The following is a 23759-nucleotide window of genomic DNA, read 5'->3' as shown; positions in this document are numbered from 1 at the left end:
CACTTGCAAAACAAACCCCATTATACTAAGAATGCGTCAAAGAAGCAAAAGAGCAAGACGACACCCGCCGGTGCTTCGCCTTGCTCTTTTGCAACAGACGCTTAATACTGCCGAATAACTGGCGGTTCGTAGGCTTGAATAAAAGCTTCCAGCTCCTGGGTTGTTTGCGCAAAGCCGATTTTTTCGCGATCGGCCTGCGTCAAGAACTCATTTTCCACCATATTGTCATACAAGGCTCTCGTTGCGTGGTAAAAGTTGTTCACATCATAAAAAGCACAAGGATTCGGGTTTTGACCGATTCTTGACCACGAGATCATCTCCGTGATTTCTTCCAGCGTACCCGGACCACCTGGCAGTGCGACAAACGCCTGCGACAATTCGAACATTTTTCGTTTTCTTTCTGACATCGTCTCGACGACATGGAGTTCGGTCAATCCAGGATGTGCTAGTTCCCGATCTTTTAAAAATGTTGGGATCACCCCGATCACCTGACCGCCATTTTCTAAGACAGCATCTGCCAATACGCCCATCAAGCCTGCTTTTCCGCCACCATAAACCAGCGTATTTTTTCGTGAAGCGATCCACTGCCCCAATTCTTGGGCGGCTGTTGCAAAACTAGGTTCATTACCGACACTGGCACCACAATAGACTGCAATTTTCATAAAACTCTCCATCATCCTTCTCAATCATTTTGAAATAGTATATCATGATTCTGATAAAGGTTCTGGGAAAGGATGGAAAAAAATTTATGAACATTGAGGAGTATCAACGATTTATCAGTGACTTCTACAAAGCCCGCAACTGGTATCAGTACGATCCGTTTATTCGGGCGAATTTTTTAGCAGAGGAAGTCGGGGAAGTGAGCCGTGCCATTCGGACATTGGAGATCGGTCGCGACCGTCCCGATGAACAAGAAGGCTTGCCAGAAGAAAAACTGGCAAATCTGACGGAAGAATTGGGCGATGTACTGGATAACTTATTTATTCTCGCCGATAAATACGATATTTCTCTAGAAACGATCATGCAAAAACACAAAGAGAAGCTATTGTCTCGCTATCAAATGGACCACGTGACAGAAAAAAACAGCTAACGGGCTACTTGTTGCGGAACGGGCAGCGGCAAAGGTTGCTTTTCTTAAATACAAAAAACCAACGTTTCTGTGGTCGATCGGCCAGTGAAACGTTGGTTTTCTTCTATTATATAAAAAGTTGGTTCTCCTTTTTATGCAATAGGAGGTGTTTATTGTGCCATTTGCTCTACCAGTTCTTCCAATCCAGTCAAGGCTTGGTAGCCGTAGCCAAAGAGATAATTGTAGTCCATGCTGTAGACTTGTTTGTTTTTGATGGCTTTCATGCTGGAGAGTTTGTCATTTTTGTACAAGCCTTCAATGATTTCTTGACCAGAAACACTGCCTTCGATTGTTGACCAGTCGCCAACGATCAAGACATCGGGATCCGTTTCGATCAAGGTTTCGACACTGACTTCTCCTGAATAGTCTTGAAACACATTGTTCAGTTTGATCATGTCAAAGTTGCTGTTGAAAAAAGACTCATCTTGAGCGGCATAGACACTGACCACACTTGGATCAGACATAAAGAGATGGGCAAAGGTTTGCTCCTCTTTGTCTGCTACTTTTTCTTCCAAGGCACTCTGGCGATCCTTTAATTCTTTTTCAAAAGCAGCGGCTGCCTCAGGGACATTGAAGAGCTTACCAAGGTTTTCAATGTCTTGATAAACAGAATCAAACGTCGCCCCAGTGACAGAGGTTTCTTGGACGTAAGTCGGAATGCCCATCTCGTTCAAGGAATCAACGGTGCCGACGCCCCAATCTTGGTTATCAAAAAGTCCTCCGCGGCCAAAAATCAAATCTGGATCCACACTTAGCGCCGTTTCTTTACTGATATAGTCGCTGCCCAGGTCGTTTAGTTCTGCATAATCAGCAGCAACTTCCTCATCAGCGGCACCAAAGGTTGCACCGACACCCGCAATCTGATCCTTGAGGCCGAGATGCAGCAGCAATTCCGCTGCTGGTCGTGTGTTGGCTACGACTTTTTTCGGTGCCTCATTAAAGGTTTGATCCTTGGCAGTCCATTGCGTACCGCCTTCTGCTTTGGTGTAGTTGCTGATGGTTAAGGGATACATACTTTCTGCCTGTGAGGAAGAAGCCGAAGTTCCTTCATCCTTTGTATTGCCGCAAGCGCTTAATGTAAAGACTGCCAATCCTACCCCAATCATTTTTCCCCATTTATTCATCTGTTTGCTCCTTTTCAAAATAATAATGAAACCCTAATCCGCCTGTGATCGGATGATGGTAAATACTGCATTTCACGCCATAGATTTCTTCGATCAGTTCTTCTGTCAGCAACGTTTCTGGTTCGCCATACCCTACGACCCGACCATCTTTTAAGGCATAGATGATGTCGCAATAGTTGGCTGCTTGTTCCAAATTGTGCAGCGCCGCCAACAAGCCAATCTTCAGATGCTTGACAGTCTCTAAGATTTCCAGTTGATATCGGATATCCAAATGATTGGTCGGCTCATCGAGAATCATAAATTTCGGTTCTTGGGTGATGGCACGAGCAAGGACGACCCGCTGTTTTTCGCCTCCTGATAATGAGAGGTAGCTGCGTTTTCTGTAGGCACTTAGCCCTGTTTTGGCTAAGGCTTCGGTGACCAGCTCATGATCGGCTTTGGTGTCTTGTTCCAACAAACCCTTGTGGGGCGTGCGGCCTAAAAGCACCATCTGTTCTACTGTTAAATCAAAGCTCAACTCATTGAACTGACTGACGACGCTGACTTGCTGGGCGACTTTTTTTTCGGAACTTTTCAAAATATTCATCTCACCCAAATAAATGTCGCCGCTGTCAGGTTTCAACGTTTTGTAGATAGCTTTTAACAATGTAGATTTGCCGCTGCCGTTGGAACCAATCAAGCCGACAAATTGCCCCTGTGCGGTTTGGACGGAGATGTCTTTTAGTATCTGCTGATCTCCGATCGTCAGATTGAGCTTTTCAACTGCTAATTTCATTCCGTCACCCCCCAAAGTTGTATTGCCGTTTGACAATGATATAGATAAAGATCGGTGCGCCAATCAGCGCTGTAATGATACCGATCGGCAGTTCGACTCCTTGCAGGGTCGAGCGGGCGATCACATCCGCCCAAATCAAAAACAACGCGCCTGTCAAAGCGGTCAAAGGCATCAACAGGCGATGATCCGACCCGCTGACTCCACGTACGATATGAGGAATGATCAAGCCGACAAAGCCGATCATACCAGAATTCGCAACGATGATACTGGTTAATAGCGCTGCTAGCAGCATGTAAAAACGACGATAGAAGGTCAGCTTGACCCCTAAGGTGGAGGCAACTTCATCTCCCAGCAAAAGCGTATTCAAAACACGGTATTGCGTCAGGAAGAACAGCGTGATCAAAGAAACCAGAACCACGATAAAGCCCAATTTGTTCCAAGAAGCCGAGGCTAAGCTGCCCATCGACCAAAACGCCACAGTCTTCATCCCTTCTGCATTGCTAGCCAGATAGATGATCAAGTTTGAAACAGAGCTGCATAGGGCACTGACGATCGTCCCCGACAGCACGAGTTTTGTGGAAGTCATTTTCCCACCGATACTAGCAAGCAGCAGCACCAAAATAGTCGCAATCCCCGCTCCTGCAAAGGCACCAAACGATAAGCCCAGCTGCAAGACTAGCGCCGAGCCGCCAAAACCGACTAAGATGGCGAAGGTCGCCCCTAAGGATGCGCCAGAAGAGATTCCTAAGATATAGGGATCTGCCAGCGGATTTTGGACCACTGCCTGCATCACTGCCCCGCTGATCGCTAACCCCATGCCCACAAAAATAGAGAGCAAGACCCGCGGTGCCCGAACAAACCAGACGATATTGATGTTTGCGTCTGAAATGCCTGAAAGATCACCAACCAATCCATGGCTGATTTTATAGAAGAGAATTTGGTAAACTTCGCCAAGGGTGATATTGGCTTGGCCGTTTGCCAAAGCAACTCCTGCAGATAAGAGAATGGCAACAACTAAAACACAGCAAATGATTGTCGAAACCATCCAACGATTTGATTTAATCAACCCTACCGACATGTGATTCTCCTTTATTCAGCACGAACCTCTCCTGATTTCACAGCAAAAACAACCTTGACTGTTGCCTCGCCGCCATCATAAAAGAAGCATCTGTGCGTTTTTTCGCTTATAACAGTTCTTCTCATGAAAAGCGCCAAAGCCATGTGCTGCTTTGACATCTATTTGCAAATGAGAATCACTCTCAATGAATAGAGTCATTATAAGGAACCTTTTGTGAAATGTAAATAATTTTCTGAAAATTTCCTTAAATAAGAGTTATTCTAATGTTCGTGATTGATCGGGCGTTTTCCTCTCCATTGATCGATCGAAAATACGGTACCCGTGAAGAAGCGAATCCTTTGGCATAATAATCAAGTGTTTTTTTTATGATGAAAAAAAGACAGACTTCATTTTGTACGAAGTCTGTCTCCAGTCTGATGCCTATGCTCAGGCAGGCTTGTTCTTACTAGCTTTTCTTTGTTCGAACGTGAAACCTATGCGTTGCCAAGGATTTGCTGATTCAACGAAATCATCTCCAAAAGACCTTGAGCGGCTTCGCTGCCTTTGTTGCCAGCTTTGGTTCCCGCCCGTTCAATAGCTTGTTCGATCGTTTCAGTCGTCAACACACCAAACATGATCGGAATGTCGGCATTCAGACCAATTTGGGCTACGCCTTTCGCCACTTCATTTGAGATCAATTCATAGTGGGTCGTTGCTCCGCGAATCAAGGCACCTAATGTCACGATCCCATCGTATTGCTTGTGGTCAACGATTTTTTTGGTAATATACGGAATCTCATAAGCACCTGGAACCCAATACACATCGATGTTTTCTGCTTTGACTCCATGACGCAACAAATTGTCTTTGGCGCCTTCCACTAACTTGGAAGTGATAAACTCGTTGAATCGTGAGACCACGATCCCTACTTTGACTGCCTCTCCCTGAAACGTTCCTTCAAATACTGTCATCGCTCATTCTCCTTTGGTTGATTAAATAGATAGGTAATGGTGAAACTTTTCTTTCTTCGTTTTCAAATAGCTGCTGTTTTCTTTATGCGCAGGCATCTCCAGCGGTACCCGTTCTGCTACCTTAATCCCTAAGCTTTCTAATTCCTTCACTTTGTCAGGGTTGTTGGTCATCAATTGAATCTCCTGCACTTCTAAGGAACGTAAAACATCAGCGGCAAACGTGTAATGACGGGCATCTGCTGCAAACCCTAATGCAATATTTGCTTCATAAGTATCCATGCCTTGTTCCTGCAGCTGATAGGCACGAAGCTTGTTCCGCAAGCCAATACCGCGGCCTTCTTGGCGTAGATACAAAATCGCACCGCGGCCTTTTGCTTCGATCTGCCGCATCGCCTCTTGCAGCTGTTCGCCGCAATCACAGCGATGAGAGCCGAAGACGTCGCCTGTTAAACACTCTGAATGGATCCGTAGTAACAGCGGCTCGGTAGTATGTTGAATCTCGCCTTTGGCTAGTAAAAGGTGTTCATTGCCGAACTCATCTTCAAATAAGGTCAATTGGAACGCCCCAAAAGCCGTTGGCAGATCCACCGTGATAGGCGTGGTTCCTCGTAGATATTCCGCCAACTCATCAATGGTCAAAAACGGCAGCTGCCATTTTTCTGCTAATTTTTTCAATTCTGGGACCCGAGCCATCGTGCCATCTTCATTTAAAATCTCACAAATGTAGGCTGCTTCCACGCTGCCAGCAAGCTTTGCTAAATCCACAGCCGCTTCTGTATGTCCTCTGCGTTCCAACACGCCGCCAGGTTGAGCGGTCAATGGGAAGATATGGCCAGGGCGATAAAAATCCGCAGCCTGTGACGCAGGATCGGCCAACTTTTCAATCGTCACTGCCCGGTCTTTCGCAGAAATTCCCGTACTCGTCGTCACGTGATCGACACTGATGGTAAATGCGGTGCCAAAGGCATCCGTATTATTGGCGGTCATCTCAGGCAATGCCAGCTTTTCAGCGATCGCTTGTGAGATGGGTGCACAGATTAAGCCGCGGCCATAAGTCGCCATAAAATTGACAGATTCTAGCGTTGCGTATTCAGCGATCCCAATCAAATCTCCTTCTGATTCCCGATTTTCATCATCGGCGACAATCACTAAGCCGCCTTTTTTTAACCATTCCACTGCTTGTTCTACTTTATGCATCGTCTGCCTTCTTTCATTTTCGTTGGTATTTGACATATTTCCCGATCATATCCGTCTCGATATTGACCCACTCCCCTTTTTTCAACTGCCCCAGCGTCGTCTGGTCTTTGGAATGGGGGATCAAGCTAACGGAAAATGCCTGTGCCGTCGTCTGGATAACCGTCAAACTGACGCCATTGATCGCAATCGACCCTTGCGGAATGATTTCCCCTTGCACACTGACAGGATAAGCAAACGTCAAGATCAAGGCATTTTCCAACTGCTTTTTCTGGATCAAACGGGTCGTTACATCAATGTGGCCTGCGACAAAGTGGCCTTCAAAACGCTGCGTCGCTGCCATCGCTCGCTCCAAATTGACTTCGGCACCCACCGAGAGTTGTTTAAAGGTGGTTCGTTGAAAGGTTTCTGGCATGATATCCACCGTAAACGTCGTCGCTTGTTTGGCGATCGCCGTCAAACACGTCCCGTTGATCGCCATACTGTCTCCGATCTGATAATCCGCCAGTAATCCTTCGGACGCACTGCAAGTTAGCTGGATCGTGCGGCTTTGCTTGCGGATCTCTTTGATGCGGCCTTTTTCCTGAATCAATCCTGTGAACATTCCTCTGGTCTCCTTCCTCGGATGCAAACATCTTCCCCAACTGCAGTCACCGTCACCTCTGTTAGCTGCTGCAGCTGTTTCGGGGTACGCTCACTGGTAAAACTTGCCAGACTATTGCCCCCAAGAAACTTTGGCGCCACATAGGTAATGCTTTCTTGCCACAGTCCGCTGGCTAAAAAGGCATCATGGATCGCAGCGCCTCCTTCTACGTAAAGCGATTGGACCTGTCGTTCGGCAAGCTCCTTCAGCAATGAAACAATTGTCAACTCTTCCAGCTGGATCACTGACACATGAGCTGGCAAATCACTGACAGTTGTCTGCTGCGTAAAAATCCACACAGGTGCCGAATCATCGGCAAACAGTGACAAATGGGGTTGCGACAGCGTTCGCCCCCGACGGTCTAACACGATGCGAATCGGCGGAAAGCTGGTTTCAACCGTGGTCAATAACGTGGGATCATCCGTCAACACCGTCTGACTGCCCACTAAGATTCCTTGATAGTCTCCACGTTCTTGATGGACGTTTTGCCAAACCGCTGAACCAGTGATCGCACTGCGGGTTAACGCATCATGAGCGATCCGGCCATCTAAAGTGATCGCTTGCTTCAACGCCACGTAAGGTCGCTGATGCTGATGGTAAAAATTATAGTGTGGATTCAAACGGCGCACCGCTGTTTCTTCGATGCCCACCAACACGTCGATGCCCTGTTCTTCTAAAAAGCGCTTGCCTTGTCCAGCCACGATCGGGTTAGGGTCTAACTGGCCGATGACTACCTTTTTGATGCCGCTGTCGATGATCAGCTGGGTGCAAGGCGGCTGTTTTCCTTGATGGTTGCAAGGTTCTAACGTCACGTATAAAGTCGAATTGATTAGGTCTTCGGAGGAATGGCATTGTTCGATGGCGTTTCGTTCCGCATGGGGCTGCCCATAGACTAAGTGAGCCCCTTTAGCAATGACCCGTTGCTCTTTGACGATCACAGCGCCCACTAGCGGATTGGTAAAGGTTTGGTAACGCCCTTTTTTGGCTTCTGCGATCGCCAAACGCATGTATTCGTTATGCATCTTCCTTCCTCCTTTCAATAAAAAAATGCCTCGTGAGAATCTCACGAGGCATAGACAAACAAGACCGGCAAAAAATCAATTTTAGACGCACTGCGCCCCTTGAAATTTTGTGGTTTTTCTTCTCCCATCCAGACTTTCACTGTCGGTGCCAGATTCACACTGGCTCCACCGCATAGCTATGCGGGTCACGGACTTCAAGCATTGCGCTTGTCACCGTCGGTCGGGAATTACACCCTGCCCCGAAGAATACTATTCAATTCATGTGCATTTTAGCCCGACCATTTTTGTTTGTCAATAGGCCTGATTACAAGCCAATAGGAATTCCTCTTGGCTTTTTCTTTTGGCAACCCCAAAGCAGCGACAGCAGAAATCCCTTGTCGTTCCGCCATTTTCCTAAGTTGCAGCAAGGCGATTTTGCCTGTAAAAAAACACGAGAAAACCTAGGTTAAATATTTTTTCTCGAACGAAGCCATTTATCAAACTCCGTCACGAGTAAGACGACCATGCCAGAAGCTGCTGAGATGACCCAGCCGATCAAGGACATGTCCTCCGTATGAAAGGCGCTTTGCATAAATGGAACATAGGTCAATAACAGTTGCAGAACTAGCATCACACCAATAATCACGAACGCTTTTGGATTGGTGAAGGAAGCTTTAGAAAACGCCGGTGCACTGGTACGGATGTTGAATAAATAGAAAATCTTACTTAAGACCACGATATTGACCATCATGGTACTAGCAACGGCTTCGCTGACACCTTGCAGCAAGAGCCAGTCATGGGCGATCAAACTGATGACTGCCATCAAGATCGATACATACGCCATCTGCCAAATATCATGGCGATTCAACAATTTATTACCTGTCTTTCGCGGTTTTCGGCTCATGATCCCAGACTCTGCTGGTTCAAAGATAAACGCAAACTGGATCGTAATAGCAGAAACCATGTTGATCCACAGCAGTTGTGTCGCCTGCAGCGGCAATTCTTTTTGCATCATGATCGTAAAGGCAATGATCAGCCCTTCGGCAAAAGATGTCGGCAACAGAAACAGAATGCTCTTTTTGATGTTGTCATAGATCCTGCGTCCTTCGCGAATCGCTAAGGACATGGTACCGAAATTGTCATCGGTCAAGATCATATCAGCAGAATCTTTGGCTACATCCGTGCCGCTGATCCCCATCGCTACACCGATATCCGCCCGCTTCAACGCTGGGGCATCGTTGACACCGTCCCCTGTCATCGCCGTGACTTTGCCTTTGGCTTGCAGCGCTTTGATAATGTCCAATTTATTTTTCGGCGTGGTTCGTGCAAAGACTTGATTCGTCAAGGCAGCATCTTGAAATTCGGCTTCACTCATCTGATCCAACTCGGCACCAGTCACGACGTGAATCTCATCCGCTAAGCCAAGCTTTTCCCCAATCGCTTTGGCGGTCAGAGGGTGATCCCCAGTGATCATTTTCACTTGAACACCGGCTTGGTTCATTTCCTTCAGGGAGGCAATCACTTCTTCTCGCGGCGGATCGATGATCCCGGCGATCCCTAGTAATTGCAGCCCTTGCTCAAAAATCGTTTCATCAATGTGATCAATCGAAACTTTCTGATAGCCCACCGCTACCACTCGTTTGCCTTCTGCCGACAAGCGGCGGACATGGCCTGTCCAATAGGCTTCATCAAAAGGCGCCGCTTGTTTTTGCACCATTTCAAACAATTTATCTGGGGAGCCTTTAACAAATAGCAAGCGTTCCCCCGCAGGGTTTGCCACTAGTTTCGCCATATAGCGGTTGTCCGAATCAAAGGGCAGCATATCCAGTTCTTGGTAAGCGGGTGCTTGCGGATAGGCAAATTGCTTATGATACAGCGTCAAAAAGGAGCCGTCTGTTGGTTCCCCATTGATCGTCCAGTGATTTCCTTCTGGGACTAATACCGTATCGTTGGCTTCGTAGCCAGCTTCCAAAAACAACTGCAAGATGTCTTGTGTGTGGACGTCCTCCTGCTTTGGACGAATTTCTCCCACCGGCGCATAGCCGTCACCCGTCACTTCGTATTCCTGCTCAGCCAATACGATGTCTTTGACCGTCATTTCATTTTTTGTCAGGGTACCGGTTTTATCCGTCGCGATCACATCCACTGAGCCTAGCGTTTCAACCGCCGGTAGCGTTTTGATGATGGTGTGCTTGTTTTTTGCCATATCACTGACACCCATCGCCAAAACCACCGAGGTCGTTGCTGGCAATCCTTCTGGGATCGATCCGACGATCATGGTGACGACGGCTAAGGACAAGACAGAGATCGCGTAGGTTTGCTGGAACAAACTGACGACAAACAGCAAGACCGCCACGCCCATGATCACATAGGTGATGCCTTTCCCCAGTCCATCGATCTCTTTCATCAATGGCGTTTTTCGTTCTTCCGTTTGATTGACTTCAGCTGAGATTTTCCCAATTTCAGTCTTGACGCCAGTAGCGATCACGATCCCTTTCCCGCTTCCTGACGTCACGGAAGTCGAAGCAAACGCCAAATTCCGTTGTTCCGCTAATGGAGTTGCTTCATCCATTAAGGCATCTGTTATTTTTTCCACCGAATCGGCTTCACCAGTCAAGGCGGATTCTTGGATACGCAAGTTGTCCGCTTCGATGATCCGCAGATCTGCGGGCACATTGTCACCAGCTTCTAGGAATACGACATCCCCTGGAACGACTTCGGCAGCTGGAATATCTTGCCGAATCCCATTCCGATAGACCGTGGCTTCTGCTGATAGCATCTCTTTGATTCGTTCTAACGCATCGGAAGCATTGGCTTCTTGGTAATAACCGATCAACGCATTGACCAGTACGACGATGCCAATGATCACGGCATCAGAGAAATGCCCCATCAGCAGCGTTAAGATGGCGGAGAAAATCAAAATGTAGATGATCGTGTTATGGAATTGCCGCAGCAGCAAACGCCACTTGGCGGTTTTTTTGACCGCTAATTGATTCAATCCGTAGGTCTCTAACCGTTCGGTTACTTGCGCCTCATCTAATCCTTGTTCGATTGAGGGCACCTGATACTGTTCGATTGTTTCTGATACTGATAATTGAAACTCTTTTTTATTCATTTATTCTTCTTCCTTTTCTTTTTCATTGATGGATAACACAAATAAGCCCCTTATTTAGAAACTGCTCCTAAATAACGCGCTGTTGTTGGTCTCCTATTCAATTAAAAAGTAAGGTAAGTCAAAATAGTGTTTCTGCTCACCGTCACTCGAGTCGCTTGACATTCGTTTACCACCCCCTCTAAAGTTAGCAATAAGCGTAACAAACTATTTTTCCAAAGTCAAGAGTCACCGCTTTCAAAAATGAAAAGTGACTGGCTTCTTCACAAAAAAAGCCGCACGACAACGATTCATTGCCGTACAGCTCCTTCAGTACATTCTCTTCAAGCCCGAAGGCACGCCTTAAAGCTGATCCAGTGCCTCGCTGATGGGTGTTTCCCCAGCTTGGACTTTGATGACTTTTTGATAAGTTGCTGGGCGTTCCAGCATTTCACCTAACAAGACGGCGACATCCTCGATGGGGATCGCACCAGAGGTCGTTTCACTGATCTCGATCAAACTAGATCCTGGTGTTTCTTTCAACGCACCCGGCTGCAAAATCGTATAGTCTAGTGCGGTGTTGTCGATCAGCCAGCGATCAGAGAAAAATTTGGCGATCGTGTAATCCATCAATGACGCCATGCCTTCCCTTTGCCACTGTTCAGGTTCTAAGGCATAGGCTGAGCTAAGGTGGATGTAGCGCTTGATTCCTTTTGCTTCAGCGGCTTGCATCACTTTGACCGCACCATACAGATCAGATTGCAGCAAATCTTTGCCTCGGGAACCCGCCACGAAGTATACCGCTTCCGCATCTGCGAATTTCGCCGCCATCTCTTCCGGTTCCGTGTGTAAATCAAAGAACACGGGCTTGATCGTCTCCGTTTCCGTGATTTTCTCACTGCTGCGCGCACCAGCATAAACGATGTGTCCTTGTTTTTCTAGAAAGGTGATCAATTTTTGGCCTACTCGTCCAGTAGCACCAACGACAAAAATTTTCATTTTCTTTGCTCCTCTCGTTTCTTTTTCCAACACTTGCTAGTATCATCGTAGGACAAAAACCAAGATCCAACAACTATTCTGTTTCTAAAGGAAGGGGAAAAAAGCACAACACAAACCAATTCTTGCTGTTTTTCCCCATAGAAACCCATGTTTTTTAAAAAACACCCAAAAAAATGAAAAAAATTTTCTCAAACGATTGACAAAGCGTTGACTCTTTTGTAGACTAGGTAGAAATAATTTAAATATTTAGAAAATTCCAAATAAAGAAAAGGACGGTGGCGTATATGACCCGCACCAATGTTAGCAAACGAATTATTTTATTATTATAGCCGGGACTGTTTGATTTTATACATTCAAAGAGTCCCTATTCACATTGCATCCAAAAAGAAGATCAGCTTCTTGAGATGGAGTGTTTTTTTATACCCATTTTCAAGGAAGCGGCCTTTTACAAGCTGACACATTGATGTCAGATAGATCCCAAGCGCTCATTGAACAACTGCTGCCGATTCCCCGCGGTTATGCACTGCACTTATTCTAAAGACCCCTTCTGTTTGAACACTTGATTGGTCAAGCAGAAAAAGGAAGGATGATTTTTTCTTATGAAAACCGTCAACACGATCGCTGCTTTTGTAAACAAGTATTTGATCTATATCATGATTTTATTGATGATCGTCTCTTATTTCTTCCCGCAACCCTTCTTATGGATTCCGCCTCGTACAACGATTCTTTTGAGCATCATCATGTTTTGTATGGGGATGACTTTAAACGTTGCTGCGTTTAAAATGGTCGTCTTACAGCCTAAAGCATTCATCTTAGGGGTGCTTTTCCAGTTCACCATCAGTCCTTTGGTGGCTTACGGCTTAGCGCAGCTGTTTGGTGTTTCTTCCGGTTTGATCATCGGGTTTGTCCTACTAGGTTGCGTTTCTGGTGGAACCGCCAGCAATGTCATGACCTTTATCGGCAAAGGCGATGTCGCCCTCACCGTTTCCATGACCACGGTATCGACCTTGTTAGCGACCGTCGTTACCCCCTTTTTGGTTTACGTCTTGGCTGGTCAGTACACCGAGATCTCCTTCTGGGAAATGCTCTTGTCTGTCTTGCAGATGGTGCTTTTGCCGATCATTTTAGGGGTGATCTTCCACAAACTCATTGCCAAGCACATCGAGCGATTTCTGCAATCATTTGTATTGATTTCTTCCGTTAGTATCTTATTGATCGTTGCCGGAACTGTCGCTCGCAACGGTGCCGTGATCGTCCAATCTGGCTTGATCGTAATTTTCTTAGTCTTGCTCCATAACTTGATCGGCTACGGCGCAGGCTATGGTCTGAGCCGTGTGATGGGCGTCAGTGCCACCCAAGCCAAATCCATCATGTTTCAATTAGGAATGAAAAATACCGGCCTAGCGATCTCGTTAGCCAATGCCCACTTTGCCGCCATTGCGGCAGCCGTTACCCCTGCCGCAGTCGGCATGGTGATCCATCAAATTACCGGACCAATTTTAGCCAATCTCGTGGCCAAGAAAGAAGGAAAACAGTATGAGTCAAAGTATCTTTTTGCCAAACTACACAATCGGGGCGGACGCCTACGAAAAAGTAAATGACATCGTAAAACCATACGGCACCAATGCCGTGATCATCGGCGGAAAAACCGCCCTCGAAAAAGCTGAAGACAAGATCAAAGCCGGTTTAACGTCAGCAGTCCAAGTGACGGATACCTTGTGGTACGGCGGCAACTCGACCTATGAAAACGTCGATCAGCTGTTCGCTACTCCAAGTGTCCAAGCCGCCGATGTTCTATTCGCCGTTGGTGGCGGCCGCGTTTGCGATACCGTCAAAGTGGTTGGAGAAAAAGCAGGCAAACCAGTCTTCACCTTCCCGACGATCGGCTCCAACTGCTCACCCGTCACCGCAGTCTGTGTCATTTATAAAGAAAACGGCGAGATGCAAGGGTTGTTTTTCCCTTCACAACCGCCGACCCATGCCTTTATCGACAGTGAAATCATCGCCCAAGCTCCCGACAAGTATCTGTGGGCAGGAATCGGCGATGCCCTCTCCAAAGAGATCGAATCGACGTTTTCAGCGCGAGGCGATCAATTAGATTACACCGATGGGTTAGGCATCCAAATTGGCAAAATGTGCACGGAACGCTTATTGCAATACGGCACACAAGCCTTGAAGGACAGTGCTGCCAATCAGCCGTCTTATGCCATTGAGCAAGTCGTCTTGGATATCATCGTGACCACCGGCTTAGTTTCCGTCTTAGTCATCAATGACTACAACTCCGCCCTTGCCCATTCCTTTTACTACGGAACGACCGTTTTGGAAAAAATGGAAGACTATTTACATGGCGCTTCCGTTAGTTACGGCGTTTTGGCCTTGTTGCAGCTCGATCAGCAAGATGCCCTCTTCCAGCGCATCTACGCCTTTATGAAGGAAAACAAACTGCCGGTTTGCCTAGCGGATATGGGCCTTAACGACACCAGCGACCTTGAGGCAATCTTAGACAAAGCAATGACCACTAACGACATCGTTCACGTGCCTTATGAGATCACGCGAGAAATGTTTAAACAGGCAATCCTAGACGTGGAAGCCTATCATGCCAAACAAAACCAAGCGGCATTGGCAGCTGCCAATTAAATGAAACCCTTCAGCAATTCGTTGCTGGAGGGTTTTTGTATGGCCTTTTTTTCGCTTCTTCGTACTTGTCCTCCTTCTTCTTTCTCACATGTTAAAAAAAATGCAATCGTTTACTTTGATTTATTTTTAAAAACTTATTACTATTTTAGTATAACAAAGGAGGAGATTAGTTTGGAATTGGTTTATTTATCTGGGTTGTTTTTGGTCATTTTCTTGTTGTATTTCCTGGCAAAGAAAAATAATCGCATCAAGCAGTTGTTTTCGAAGATCACGATTGCTTTTCTGTTTATTTACTTGGTTTGGCGTTTATTTTTCACGATCCCGATTGATAGTTCTGCTTCACTAGTATTTGGGATTATTCTCTATATTGCGGAAGTCATTGGTTTATTTGTCTATGGCTTTTTTGTTTACCTTTTTTCCAATAAGCTCTCAAAAGAATACCGCTACGAGGGGGATGAAGCAGAAGAATTCTTGCCAAGTGTCGCCGCTTTTATTTGTACTTACAATGAAGACATCAAGCTGGTGATCGCCACGGCACTGGCTGTCAAAGCCTTGAAATACCCCAACAAAAAAATCTATATCTGCGATGATGGCCATCGAGAGGAACTAAAAGAAATGGCCGAGCGAATGAACCTCGGCTATTTGACCCGCGAAGGAAATGCTAATGCTAAAGCTGGGAATATCAACTATGCCTTGTCCCAAACCAGCAGTGACTTGATTTTGCTTCTGGATGCTGACTTTATCGTCAAAAAGAACATTATTTTTGAAGCTGTCGACTATTTCCGCAATCCTAAAGTTGCATTGGTGCAATATCCACAAACATTTTATAACAAAGATCCTTTTCAATTACTGCGCAAATCCATGTACAACGAACAGGAATTATTCATGCGCTTTCTAGAACCCGCACTTTCTCGTGAGAATGCTTTGATCCATATCGGTACCAATGCCATCATTCGTCGCAGTGCCCTTGAAGAGATCGGCGGCGTTCCTACCAGCAGTATCACCGAAGATATGGCGACCGGGATGCTTTTACAAGACGCCGGCTATGAAACGATTTTTATCAATAAAGCCTATGCCTTGGGGATCACTCCTTACACTGCCAAAGAGCTGACCTCACAACGGACTCGGTGGGCGCAAGGAACGAAACAAATTTTTGACCACTTCAAACCGCGCCGCTTAAAAGGATTGTCGTTCATGCAAAAACTTTGTTATTACAACTCCTATTTGTATTGGTTTACCTCTTTCCAAAAAATCATCTTTTTATTGGCACCAACCTTATTTATGGTTTTTGATATCTTTATCGTCAGAAGCAACAATCACCAATTGTTGCTGTTCTTTTTACCGCCTTTCATTATGATTTCCCTGTCGTTTCGGCTGTATGTCCCTAAGATCAGGAACCTGACCAGTTCCCACATCTATGATTGCTTTGTCGCTCCTATCCACACTGGGGCATTGATCAAAGAATTTATGAAATCACAGAAAAAATTCAACGTGACCAAAAAAGAGATCGTCGGCAGCAACGCCTTTGATTGGCGAACCGTCTTGCCCCACATCATCCTCTTTACTTGGATTTCCTTTGCCTGTCTGGTGGCGGGGTATCGTTTGTACCGAGGAGAAGGCTATGAATTCGGCTATATCGTGACCTTGATTTGGTCGCTCTATAACCTTTATGGCTTGTTTTATGCCATTTTGATCGGGAAAAACCGCTTTATCGAAAGTGATAGTGAAGCCTTGAGTATCGCCATCAATCGTCAGCTTTCTTATGATGCGAAGACGTTCGAAATGTATCAAATGAGTTTCAATGGCTTCCGTATCCGTACTCATCCCGAGCAAACCTTCGTACCAGGTGAAAGTTACGTCTTTTACGATGATAAGCGTCGCTTCACTATCAATTCGATTTGCCTAGAGGATCATGGCTCCTATGTGACTTTTGCCTTCAACAATCTAACACCGCAATCTGCTGAAGAGCTTGCCAGCTACTATAGTGACCAGCTCAATGCTGCCAAACAGTTGGAATTTGATATGGAGGAAGAAGTCGCAGAAATGAATAGTTAGCCCCGCCCCCTTTGTCGCAAGAGACAAAGGGGCTTTATTGATTCCAGACGGCTCCTCAAAGGGCTGTTCTCCATCTTCTGATGATTCTCTTCCTTTAGATAACACTCTGGCATTTGCTGCATCCTTCTCCAATGATCATTGATGGAAAGAGCCAGAACAGAATCTTGATGATGTCTCGATGGCAAATACTTTTTAAGCCTTTAGAAAATATTAAAAAGTCTGCTTTTCCTATGACCTGATTGAGCTGATACGCTTGTCACTGCTCACCCGTTTGTGAATAAAAGCGCATGAAAAAGCAATCCTTGTTATACTTATAAATAACACGAAGTCCTTAGAAAAGGAGGAACCCTCATGACCCGTTACAAACGATTTCGCTTTGTTCATTTAGGCGCTCTTTTGGTGTTGGGCATACTCCTCACTGGCTGCAGTGCGGATACGGCACCAATTGAAGAACAACCGACTACGAACACCGCCACTTCTTCTGAACCAGCAGTTTCCTATGAAACCTTTCCATTGCCACAACCAATCTTAGACGGGGAAACCAGTGTGTCGGAAGCTCTCTTCGAGCGGCGCTCGCAACGGGATTTTCTAGACACTGAGCTAACACAAGAACAGCTGGCACAGCTTTTATGGGCCGCTGCCGGTGTCACTACAGAAGATGGTCGCCGGACAGCGCCTTCGGCTGGTGCCTTGTATCCCTTAGACCTCTATGTCGTGGTCACACAGGTAACGGGGCTTGAGCCAGGGCTTTATCTGTATCAACCAGAGCAGCATACCTTAACAAAAATCCTTGCCGGCGATTTTCGGACCGCACTGGCGGAAGGTTCGTTGGACCAGCCAGCGATCCAACGGGCACCTGCTACATTGCTTTATACAGTGGTTTATGAACGACTGATCGAGCGCTATGGAGACCGAGGAATCGAACGCTATGCCTATATCGAAGTCGGTCATTCCGCCCAAAATGTCCTTTTGCAAGCCCAAGCGTTAGGCTTAGGCGCTGTGCCGATCGGCGCCTTCACGGATCATGAACTCACAGAGCTGCTGCAGCTGCCAACAGAAAATGAACCCCGCTATTTGATTCCTGTAGGCGTTATTGAGTAACACTGCCGACGAACGAAACCCAATTTTCATGGGACTGCCGAACTGCCGTTAGAAAACGGCAACTGGCAAGGTTGATTTTCCCAGAAAAACCAGTAGAATCGAAAAACCACCTGCAAAAACAGCAGGTGGTTTTTCGATGGACTTACAGTTTGTATGCTCGGACTTCTTCTGGTATTTCTTCTAGCGGCAACTCTTTTACCACCGCTTCGGTGCCTGCTGCCATCGCTGTATCGTAGTACCAGCATTTGTATTTGATCGTATTCATGGTTTCTTGCAAGGCTGCCATTTGCTTTGTGACTTCTTCCAGACGTTCATGAAACAGCTGCTGCCGTTTCTGCAAAGACGCATCGCCTTCCTCGCCCCAATCCAAGAAATTCTTGATGTCTTTGATGGGCATGCCGGTATTCTTCAAACAGTCGATCACTTTGATCGTCGCTACTTCTTTTTCTGAAAACACCCGAATGCCGCCATTACTGCGGGCCAGCTTCGGAAACATCCCTTCTCGATCGTAATAACGCAGAGTCGAGATGGGGATGTTAGTCGTTTGTGATACTTCGCCAATCGAGTAACTCACTTGCATCGCTCCTAAAAAAATTTTGTTTATCGCTTGACCTAAACCTAACTTCAGGTTCTACAATTAAAATACACCGCAAGCACTGTACTGTCAATCACCTATCGTCTCATAGGTTCGCCATTGGCAGCAGCAGGATTCGATGAAAAAATCATTCACTGGAGGAAATACAAATGACAGAAATCAAAGAAAAAGTTATCGTAATTATGGGAGCATCTTCAGGAATTGGGGAAGCAACCGCCGTTAAACTAGCCGAACAAGGGGCAAAAGTAGTGATCGCTGCCCGCCGTGAAGAGCGCATCAAAGCACTGGCTGAAAAATTAGGAGAAAATGTCTTGTATCAAACAGCTGATGTCACCAATCGCGAACAAGTCCAGCAAGTCATTGATTTAGCCATGACCTCCTTTGGTCGGATTGATGTCCTTTTTAATAATGCTGGCATCATGCCTCAAGGAAACTTGGCAGAGTTGAACTATGACAGCTGGCAAAAAATGCTGGATATCAATATCATGGGGGTATTAAACGGGATCGGCGCTGTGCTGCCCATCATGCAAAAACAGCAAGACGGTTTGATCATCGCCACTGACTCAGTTGCCGGACATGTCATTTACCCAGGTTCTGCCGTGTACAACGGGACAAAGTTTGCAGTTCGTGCAATCATGGAAGGCTTGCGCCAAGAAGAACGTGAACATGGCATTCGCTCTACCATCGTCTCTCCAGGAATGGTCTCCACGGAATTGTTTGAAACCGTCGGCAATGCTCAACTAGAAGCAGCCTTGAAAGAAACCTCTCGCGTAGAAGGCAACAGCCTAACGCCAGAAGATGTAGCAAATGCAGTGGTTTATGCCATTCAACAGCCCAAACATGTGGCGATCAGCGAAGTCTTGCTGCGCCCAGCAAAACAAACCGTCTAAGCTATTTCTACTAATCTAAGAAACCTGCGACCGCTTCAAGCTGGTCGCAGGTTTTTTTGTCGTCAAATCCCACCGTTTTCTTGGAAAAATTACTTGATTTTCTTGTAACACCCAATTGTCCGAGGGATGTAAACCAATGGTTGCTTTATGTAAACGACTAGGTTCTGTTACTTCGGGGGAAATTTTTTTATACTTAGTACAAAGCTTCCGTATAAAAACGACCAATCAGAAACAAACCGGACGTTCTCCTCATGAACGATGAATAGCCAAGCAAGCGCGCAGCCCTACCTTCACCGTTGACTTGCAAGTACTGCCTTAGCTGTCCTCTTCTTAGTACTTGCTTTTTATAAAAGAATGGAGTGTGTATATGAATGTAAAACAGCTACTCATTATTGCCGAGCAACGAAGAAACATTACGAATCAAAAATTGACCTATGCCGAAAATTTCTTGGCTGCCGGCTACTCTGCTGCCGAATTGCTGGCAGACGAAACCTTTCTTGAATTAGAGCGAAGGGAAACCCAACTGATTGCAGAACGCAACGCCATTTTTTACGAAGAAGTCAGCCACAATTAATCCCCCTGTCCAATTGTAGGCGACGAAAAAGCGAAGGATCAGCAGCACCTTCGCTTTTTTCTATCCCCCTCAAAGGCGTCCTTTGCCTTGAGGATCACGCTGCTTGATCGTCCAATAAAACAGCCCTGCAAAGAAACTGCCGAGAATCAGGAAATTCAAACCGTATAGACAGTAGAGGAAGAAAAAGTTCAGCTGCCCACTGCTCCAAAAGCCTGTGATTCCCATTAAAACCAGACTGTTGACGCATCCTGTCAACAGACAAACCATGCGACTGCACTCCAAACTTTGTAATAAGTATTTTGTGATTTCATATAACGGACTGACGAGCATTATCCCCAGCATGATTGGCAAAATAGCTGGCAACAGGTCTAAAACAGCGATATCTGTAGTAAACAACTGAAAAAAAGCAGGACGAAAGAGCCAGATCAGACTGGCAATTCCGACATAAGCCACGAAAGAAGAAACGAAGGCACTTTTCCCCACTGCTAAAATCTTCTGACGATTGTTCTGACCATTCGCCTCACTCGCAAAGACGGTCACTGCGTTGCCATACATCAAAGCAGGCAAACGTGCGATCATCAATCCTTGGCTGCCGATCGCATAGGCGGCCAGCGTACTGACACCCAATCGTGAGATGAAAGCTTCAAAAGCAATAATAAAGATTAAACCCTCAAAGCATTCCTGAATCATTAAGGGAACCGATTTTTTCAATAAAAAGGCACGTTTCCGTGGTCTTTGTTTCAGCCCCCTTGCTAGACTCTCTCTTAAAAGAACCCCATAAATCCCCAGCAAGCACAAAGTCGCAAGCATATTTGCGATGCCACTGCCTAAGACCCCCATTGCGGGAAAACCGAGATTGCCGTTGATCAATAGATAGCTAAGCAACACCTGTACCAACGCACTAATAATGGAAACACCGAGGATGTAGTTCGTTTTCTTTTCAATTTTTAAAAGGCTAGTAAAAACAAACGTGACTAACGTAAGTAAAATATAGGGAGACATAATTGCAAGATACAATGTTGCGGTCCTTAGCAGCTCCCCACTAAATCCGTAGACAACCTGCAAAATGTCGCGTCCAAAAAGCAGGAAAATCAGGAAAAAGCTCACGCCGATCGCGACTACTAGAAAAAGAACCGAGGACAGATAATCATTTAACTGCGTCTCTTCTCTTTGTCCGACTGCCTTTGCGCCATAAATATTAAAAGCCAGCCCAATCGCACCTAAGATACCCGCAAAAGCATAGAGAAACCCGTCGATCAGTGCAATCGCCGCCAATGCTTCCGTGGATCTTCTTGAAATAATCGCTAATGAAACTTGCGCAATAATGATTTGAAACAAATTGGAAGCAATCAAGGGTAATGTAAAAGACTGTATTTTTTTGTTCAAGAAACTCTCCTCTCTCCTTCGCCATAACTGCGCCACACCCACTCGCTTATTGTGATTTTAATCACAAGAAAAGCGATCGTTGGTCGCTATAAATACGCAACGACCCCTCGGGCGTTTTGCCGTTTCTCCCTCCATTTAACCATACAGCCTTCTCGGTGTATATTCCTTCGTAATTAAAAAACAAAACATACCGACAATCTCCGCTTATTTCCTCTATTGGCGTCGACAAGCAATCGCTGATGAAGAGTAAAAAGGTTCAGAAGAACATGCTGCTCTTCTGAACCTTTTCCATGGGATGATAAAAAACGCGACAAACCTTTCAAAAATCCCGCTACTTCTTCACGATCAGCTGGACGGCTTGATCGATTTTCTGCTTTTGGGTTTCCGTGTCGCTGTCTGGATTTTCCAAACAATTTTTCAAATTTTCAGCGACAATGATCCCCATAATACGGTTAACACTGGAACTGACGGCGGACAATTGCGTGATGACATCGACGCATTCTTTCTCGTCTTCGATCATTTTTTGAATCCCCCGCAACTGGCCTTCGGTTCGTTTTAACCGATTCAAAATATCTTTGTTGCATGCGGTCATCGTTTGATTTCTCCTCTCCATGCTGACATGCCGCCGAGGACATTGGTCACTTGAAACCCCTGCTGGCTCAAAAACTCAGATGCCATTTGCGAACGAGCCCCTGAATGACAGATGACATAGTAGTTTTTATCCTTCTCTAAGTTGCTGATTTGTTCCGTAAGCTCGCTCAACGGTAGGTTTTGTGCTGTTTTGATGTGTCCTTGTGCAAACTCATCAACTTCTCTGACATCAAGGATCTCAAGCGCCTCACGTTTTTCTTTTTGGGTAAATTCCTCCATAGATATGGCTTTAATCATGAATAATCATCTCCGGCTTAATAGTATTATACAACGAAAAGGCACCATCGAGGTTTTGACAATTGATGCCCGCTTGTTTTAAGATGCGTTCGGCAATGTAGCTTCTCAATCCGCTATGACACGTAACGACATACGAAACGCTTGGATCCAATTCAGACAACCGATCTCTCAATTCATCCAACGGAATGTGGAGCGCCTGTTGAAAACGCCCATTATTGGCTAATTCCATCTCTGAACGAACATCCAACAACTGCTTACCGTTTTCTAAGGCATCCGTCAATTCGTGCCACTGAATATTCTCACTGATTCCTTCCGCCAGATTGATCGCTGCATAGCCAAGCATATTCACTGGATCTTTAGCTGAGCCAAAAGGCGGTGCATAGGTGAATTCCAGTTCAGGCAAGTCAAAGATCGTTAAACCGCCTTTGATCGCTGTTGCCAAAATATCGATCCGTTTATCGACTCCTTTGGCACCGATGCCTTGCGCACCGTAGATTTTTCCAGTATCCGCATCAAAAATCAGTTTCAAATAAATATCCGTCGCATCAGGATAATACCCTGCATGGTCTTTGCCTGACAGATGAACCACCTGGGGATTTAGCCCTGCCAGTTTGGCGCTGCGCTCACTCAACCCTGTGGAAGCTGCGGCAAGATCGAATACGCGCACGATCGCAGTCCCGATACTGCCTTTGTTTTTGCGAGCCAGTCCACCCAACACATCAGCAACTTGCCGACCTTGGCGATTGGCTGGTGACGCCAAGGAGATCAGCGTGTCTTCGTTAGTGATTTGTTGTTTCACAACGATGGCATCTCCCACCGCGTAAATATCTTTCTTGCTGGTTTGGTATTGCTCATCTACCAGGATACCCCCCCGGTGTCCTAATTGGATACCGGCACGTTTTGCCAAATCCGTTTCTGGTTGGACACCCACCGAAAGAATCGTGATATCTGAAGCCAGAACCGTTCCATCCTCTAGAACGATTTCTTGCCCTGCTTTTTCAAAAGCGGTCGCTGACTGCGAGGTCAAAACATTGACCCCTTGCTTGATCAATTCATTTTTGACATACGCCGCCATTTCTTCATCCAAAGGTGGCAATACGTGGGGTGCTTTTTCCACGATCGTTACTTGTAGGCCTTTTTTATGTAAATTTTCAGCGACTTCTAAACCAATAAACCCAGCGCCAATGATCGTCGCTTTTTGAGGCTTTTTGTCTTCAAGATGTGCCATGATTTGGTCTAAATCAGGAACATTGCGCAAAGAAAAGGCGTTGGTTGCTTCTTCTAGCCCTTTGATCGCTGGTACTAGCGGTTTTGCCCCCGGTGATAAAATCAACGCATCATAAGATTCCGTGAAGACCTGTTCGCCATGTTTGACCGTCACCGTTTTCTCCTGCGGATCGATCGCCAGCACTTCATGAAGAGGCCGCACATCTAGGTTAAACCGTTTTTTTAATGCCTCAGGTGTTTGGACCAATAAGGCGTCTCGCTCTTCGATCTCACCAGAAATGGCATACGGCAGTCCACAATTCGCAAAAGAGACAAAAGGACCTTTTTCAAAAATAATGATCTCCGCTACTTCTTTAAGCCGACGTAAGCGCGTTGCTGCAGACATTCCTCCTGCTACCCCACCGACAATAACTATTTTTTCCATC

General features: G+C 46.0%; 22 protein-coding genes and 1 riboswitch. Of the genes, 7 read left to right on the top strand and 15 right to left on the bottom strand.

What is annotated here, in order from left to right; all coding sequences use genetic code 11:
* Positions 1–101 precede the first annotated feature (101 nt).
* Positions 102–662 carry an LOG family protein gene (locus tag P0G38_RS01135; RefSeq protein WP_176257011.1) on the bottom strand — a complete coding sequence of 187 codons (561 nt, stop codon included), beginning with the start codon at positions 660–662 and terminating at the stop codon, positions 102–104.
* Positions 663–748: 86 nt separating this feature from the next.
* On the opposite strand from P0G38_RS01135, the gene P0G38_RS01130 reads away from it, so the two are divergent.
* On the top strand, positions 749–1090 hold the full coding sequence (locus P0G38_RS01130; protein ID WP_015510530.1) for a MazG nucleotide pyrophosphohydrolase domain-containing protein: 342 nt from the start codon (positions 749–751) through the stop codon (positions 1088–1090).
* Positions 1091–1239: 149 nt separating this feature from the next.
* Here P0G38_RS01130 and P0G38_RS01125 read toward each other — a convergent pair whose 3' ends face one another.
* The 9 genes from P0G38_RS01125 to P0G38_RS01085 form a co-directional block, all read right to left on the bottom strand.
* On the bottom strand, positions 1240–2253 hold the full coding sequence (locus P0G38_RS01125; RefSeq protein WP_128487688.1) for an ABC transporter substrate-binding protein: 1014 nt from the start codon (positions 2251–2253) through the stop codon (positions 1240–1242).
* Complete coding sequence (locus tag P0G38_RS01120; RefSeq protein WP_010748955.1) at positions 2246–3028, bottom strand: ABC transporter ATP-binding protein; 783 nt, start codon at positions 3026–3028, stop codon at positions 2246–2248. Before P0G38_RS01120 ends, P0G38_RS01125 begins: the two co-directional genes overlap by 8 nt.
* Positions 3029–3032: 4 nt before the next feature.
* On the bottom strand, positions 3033–4106 hold the full coding sequence (locus tag P0G38_RS01115) for a FecCD family ABC transporter permease (protein ID WP_005233272.1): 1074 nt from the start codon (positions 4104–4106) through the stop codon (positions 3033–3035).
* A 473-nt stretch (positions 4107–4579) separates the two neighbouring features.
* A complete protein-coding gene (gene ribH / locus P0G38_RS01110) occupies positions 4580–5053 on the bottom strand; it encodes a 6,7-dimethyl-8-ribityllumazine synthase (protein WP_005230622.1) in 474 nt (157 codons plus the stop codon).
* A 21-nt stretch (positions 5054–5074) separates the two neighbouring features.
* A complete protein-coding gene (gene ribB, locus P0G38_RS01105) occupies positions 5075–6286 on the bottom strand; it encodes a 3,4-dihydroxy-2-butanone-4-phosphate synthase (protein ID WP_201690568.1) in 1212 nt (403 codons plus the stop codon).
* A complete protein-coding gene (locus tag P0G38_RS01100) occupies positions 6264–6851 on the bottom strand; it encodes a riboflavin synthase (protein WP_201690570.1) in 588 nt (195 codons plus the stop codon). The genes ribB and P0G38_RS01100 overlap by 23 nt, the downstream gene beginning before the upstream one ends.
* Positions 6836–7912, bottom strand: a complete 1077-nt coding sequence (gene ribD / locus P0G38_RS01095) for a bifunctional diaminohydroxyphosphoribosylaminopyrimidine deaminase/5-amino-6-(5-phosphoribosylamino)uracil reductase RibD (protein WP_201690572.1) — start codon at positions 7910–7912, stop codon at positions 6836–6838. Before ribD ends, P0G38_RS01100 begins: the two co-directional genes overlap by 16 nt.
* A 112-nt stretch (positions 7913–8024) precedes the next feature.
* A riboswitch (FMN riboswitch) is annotated at positions 8025–8163 on the bottom strand.
* 194 nt (positions 8164–8357) lie between these two features.
* A complete protein-coding gene (locus tag P0G38_RS01090; RefSeq protein WP_275853725.1) occupies positions 8358–11006 on the bottom strand; it encodes an HAD-IC family P-type ATPase in 2649 nt (882 codons plus the stop codon).
* Between the two features lie 339 nt (positions 11007–11345).
* Complete coding sequence (locus P0G38_RS01085; RefSeq protein WP_005230609.1) at positions 11346–11981, bottom strand: NAD(P)H-binding protein; 636 nt, start codon at positions 11979–11981, stop codon at positions 11346–11348.
* A gap of 599 nt (positions 11982–12580) precedes the next feature.
* Here P0G38_RS01085 and P0G38_RS01080 point away from each other — a divergent pair.
* From P0G38_RS01080 to P0G38_RS01065, 4 genes are all read left to right on the top strand, one after another.
* Positions 12581–13582: a bile acid:sodium symporter family protein gene (locus P0G38_RS01080; protein WP_275853722.1), complete on the top strand. Its 1002-nt coding sequence runs from the start codon at positions 12581–12583 to the stop codon at positions 13580–13582.
* On the top strand, positions 13518–14618 hold the full coding sequence (locus P0G38_RS01075) for an iron-containing alcohol dehydrogenase family protein (protein WP_275853720.1): 1101 nt from the start codon (positions 13518–13520) through the stop codon (positions 14616–14618). The genes P0G38_RS01080 and P0G38_RS01075 overlap by 65 nt, the downstream gene beginning before the upstream one ends.
* 171 nt (positions 14619–14789) lie before the next feature.
* Positions 14790–16673, top strand: a complete 1884-nt coding sequence (locus P0G38_RS01070) for a glycosyltransferase family 2 protein (protein ID WP_275853718.1) — start codon at positions 14790–14792, stop codon at positions 16671–16673.
* 351 nt (positions 16674–17024) lie between these two features.
* On the top strand, positions 17025–17774 hold the full coding sequence (locus P0G38_RS01065) for a SagB/ThcOx family dehydrogenase (RefSeq protein WP_275853716.1): 750 nt from the start codon (positions 17025–17027) through the stop codon (positions 17772–17774).
* Positions 17775–17916: 142 nt separating this feature from the next.
* Here P0G38_RS01065 and P0G38_RS01060 read toward each other — a convergent pair whose 3' ends face one another.
* Positions 17917–18354, bottom strand: a complete 438-nt coding sequence (locus P0G38_RS01060; protein WP_005230594.1) for a MerR family transcriptional regulator — start codon at positions 18352–18354, stop codon at positions 17917–17919.
* A gap of 164 nt (positions 18355–18518) precedes the next feature.
* Here P0G38_RS01060 and P0G38_RS01055 point away from each other — a divergent pair, with 164 nt between their 5' ends.
* Positions 18519–19259, top strand: a complete 741-nt coding sequence (locus P0G38_RS01055; protein ID WP_008380252.1) for an SDR family oxidoreductase — start codon at positions 18519–18521, stop codon at positions 19257–19259.
* A gap of 367 nt (positions 19260–19626) precedes the next feature.
* A complete protein-coding gene (locus tag P0G38_RS01050; protein WP_005230591.1) occupies positions 19627–19833 on the top strand; it encodes a hypothetical protein in 207 nt (68 codons plus the stop codon).
* 69 nt (positions 19834–19902) lie between these two features.
* Here P0G38_RS01050 and P0G38_RS01045 read toward each other — a convergent pair whose 3' ends face one another.
* The 4 genes from P0G38_RS01045 to P0G38_RS01030 form a co-directional block, all read right to left on the bottom strand.
* Positions 19903–21219 carry an MATE family efflux transporter gene (locus tag P0G38_RS01045; protein WP_275853712.1) on the bottom strand — a complete coding sequence of 439 codons (1317 nt, stop codon included), beginning with the start codon at positions 21217–21219 and terminating at the stop codon, positions 19903–19905.
* A gap of 331 nt (positions 21220–21550) precedes the next feature.
* The gene (locus P0G38_RS01040) at positions 21551–21811 is read right to left on the bottom strand and encodes a metal-sensitive transcriptional regulator (RefSeq protein WP_005230585.1); all 261 of its coding nucleotides are present in this window, start codon (positions 21809–21811) and stop codon (positions 21551–21553) included.
* Entirely contained in the window at positions 21808–22107 is a 300-nt protein-coding gene (locus P0G38_RS01035; protein ID WP_275853707.1) for a rhodanese-like domain-containing protein, read from the bottom strand. The genes P0G38_RS01040 and P0G38_RS01035 overlap by 4 nt, the downstream gene beginning before the upstream one ends.
* On the bottom strand, positions 22100–23758 hold the full coding sequence (locus tag P0G38_RS01030; protein WP_275853705.1) for an FAD-dependent oxidoreductase: 1659 nt from the start codon (positions 23756–23758) through the stop codon (positions 22100–22102). Before P0G38_RS01030 ends, P0G38_RS01035 begins: the two co-directional genes overlap by 8 nt.
* Position 23759: the final 1 nt, after the last annotated feature.

The organism is Enterococcus casseliflavus (assembly GCF_029215545.1).
Lineage (GTDB): Bacteria > Bacillota > Bacilli > Lactobacillales > Enterococcaceae > Enterococcus_D > Enterococcus_D casseliflavus.
The sequence above is the reverse complement of the archived record's forward strand: the minus strand, read 5'-3'. Positions and strand labels throughout refer to the sequence as shown.

Excerpts from the sequence above, each read along its gene's own strand:
- P0G38_RS01135 (WP_176257011.1), bottom strand. The coding sequence starts at position 662 with ATGAAAATTGCAGTCTATTGTGGTGCCAGTGTCGGTAATGAACCTAGT.
- P0G38_RS01130 (WP_015510530.1), top strand. The coding sequence starts at position 749 with ATGAACATTGAGGAGTATCAACGATTTATCAGTGACTTCTACAAAGCC.
- P0G38_RS01125 (WP_128487688.1), bottom strand. The coding sequence starts at position 2,253 with ATGAATAAATGGGGAAAAATGATTGGGGTAGGATTGGCAGTCTTTACA.
- P0G38_RS01120 (WP_010748955.1), bottom strand. The coding sequence starts at position 3,028 with ATGAAATTAGCAGTTGAAAAGCTCAATCTGACGATCGGAGATCAGCAG.
- P0G38_RS01115 (WP_005233272.1), bottom strand. The coding sequence starts at position 4,106 with ATGTCGGTAGGGTTGATTAAATCAAATCGTTGGATGGTTTCGACAATC.
- ribH (WP_005230622.1), bottom strand. The coding sequence starts at position 5,053 with ATGACAGTATTTGAAGGAACGTTTCAGGGAGAGGCAGTCAAAGTAGGG.
- ribB (WP_201690568.1), bottom strand. The coding sequence starts at position 6,286 with ATGTCAAATACCAACGAAAATGAAAGAAGGCAGACGATGCATAAAGTA.
- P0G38_RS01100 (WP_201690570.1), bottom strand. The coding sequence starts at position 6,851 with ATGTTCACAGGATTGATTCAGGAAAAAGGCCGCATCAAAGAGATCCGC.
- ribD (WP_201690572.1), bottom strand. The coding sequence starts at position 7,912 with ATGCATAACGAATACATGCGTTTGGCGATCGCAGAAGCCAAAAAAGGG.
- P0G38_RS01090 (WP_275853725.1), bottom strand. The coding sequence starts at position 11,006 with ATGAATAAAAAAGAGTTTCAATTATCAGTATCAGAAACAATCGAACAG.
- P0G38_RS01085 (WP_005230609.1), bottom strand. The coding sequence starts at position 11,981 with ATGAAAATTTTTGTCGTTGGTGCTACTGGACGAGTAGGCCAAAAATTG.
- P0G38_RS01080 (WP_275853722.1), top strand. The coding sequence starts at position 12,581 with ATGAAAACCGTCAACACGATCGCTGCTTTTGTAAACAAGTATTTGATC.
- P0G38_RS01075 (WP_275853720.1), top strand. The coding sequence starts at position 13,518 with ATGAGTCAAAGTATCTTTTTGCCAAACTACACAATCGGGGCGGACGCC.
- P0G38_RS01065 (WP_275853716.1), top strand. The coding sequence starts at position 17,025 with ATGACCCGTTACAAACGATTTCGCTTTGTTCATTTAGGCGCTCTTTTG.
- P0G38_RS01060 (WP_005230594.1), bottom strand. The coding sequence starts at position 18,354 with ATGCAAGTGAGTTACTCGATTGGCGAAGTATCACAAACGACTAACATC.
- P0G38_RS01055 (WP_008380252.1), top strand. The coding sequence starts at position 18,519 with ATGACAGAAATCAAAGAAAAAGTTATCGTAATTATGGGAGCATCTTCA.
- P0G38_RS01050 (WP_005230591.1), top strand. The coding sequence starts at position 19,627 with ATGAATGTAAAACAGCTACTCATTATTGCCGAGCAACGAAGAAACATT.
- P0G38_RS01040 (WP_005230585.1), bottom strand. The coding sequence starts at position 21,811 with ATGACCGCATGCAACAAAGATATTTTGAATCGGTTAAAACGAACCGAA.
- P0G38_RS01035 (WP_275853707.1), bottom strand. The coding sequence starts at position 22,107 with ATGATTAAAGCCATATCTATGGAGGAATTTACCCAAAAAGAAAAACGT.
- P0G38_RS01030 (WP_275853705.1), bottom strand. The coding sequence starts at position 23,758 with ATGGAAAAAATAGTTATTGTCGGTGGGGTAGCAGGAGGAATGTCTGCA.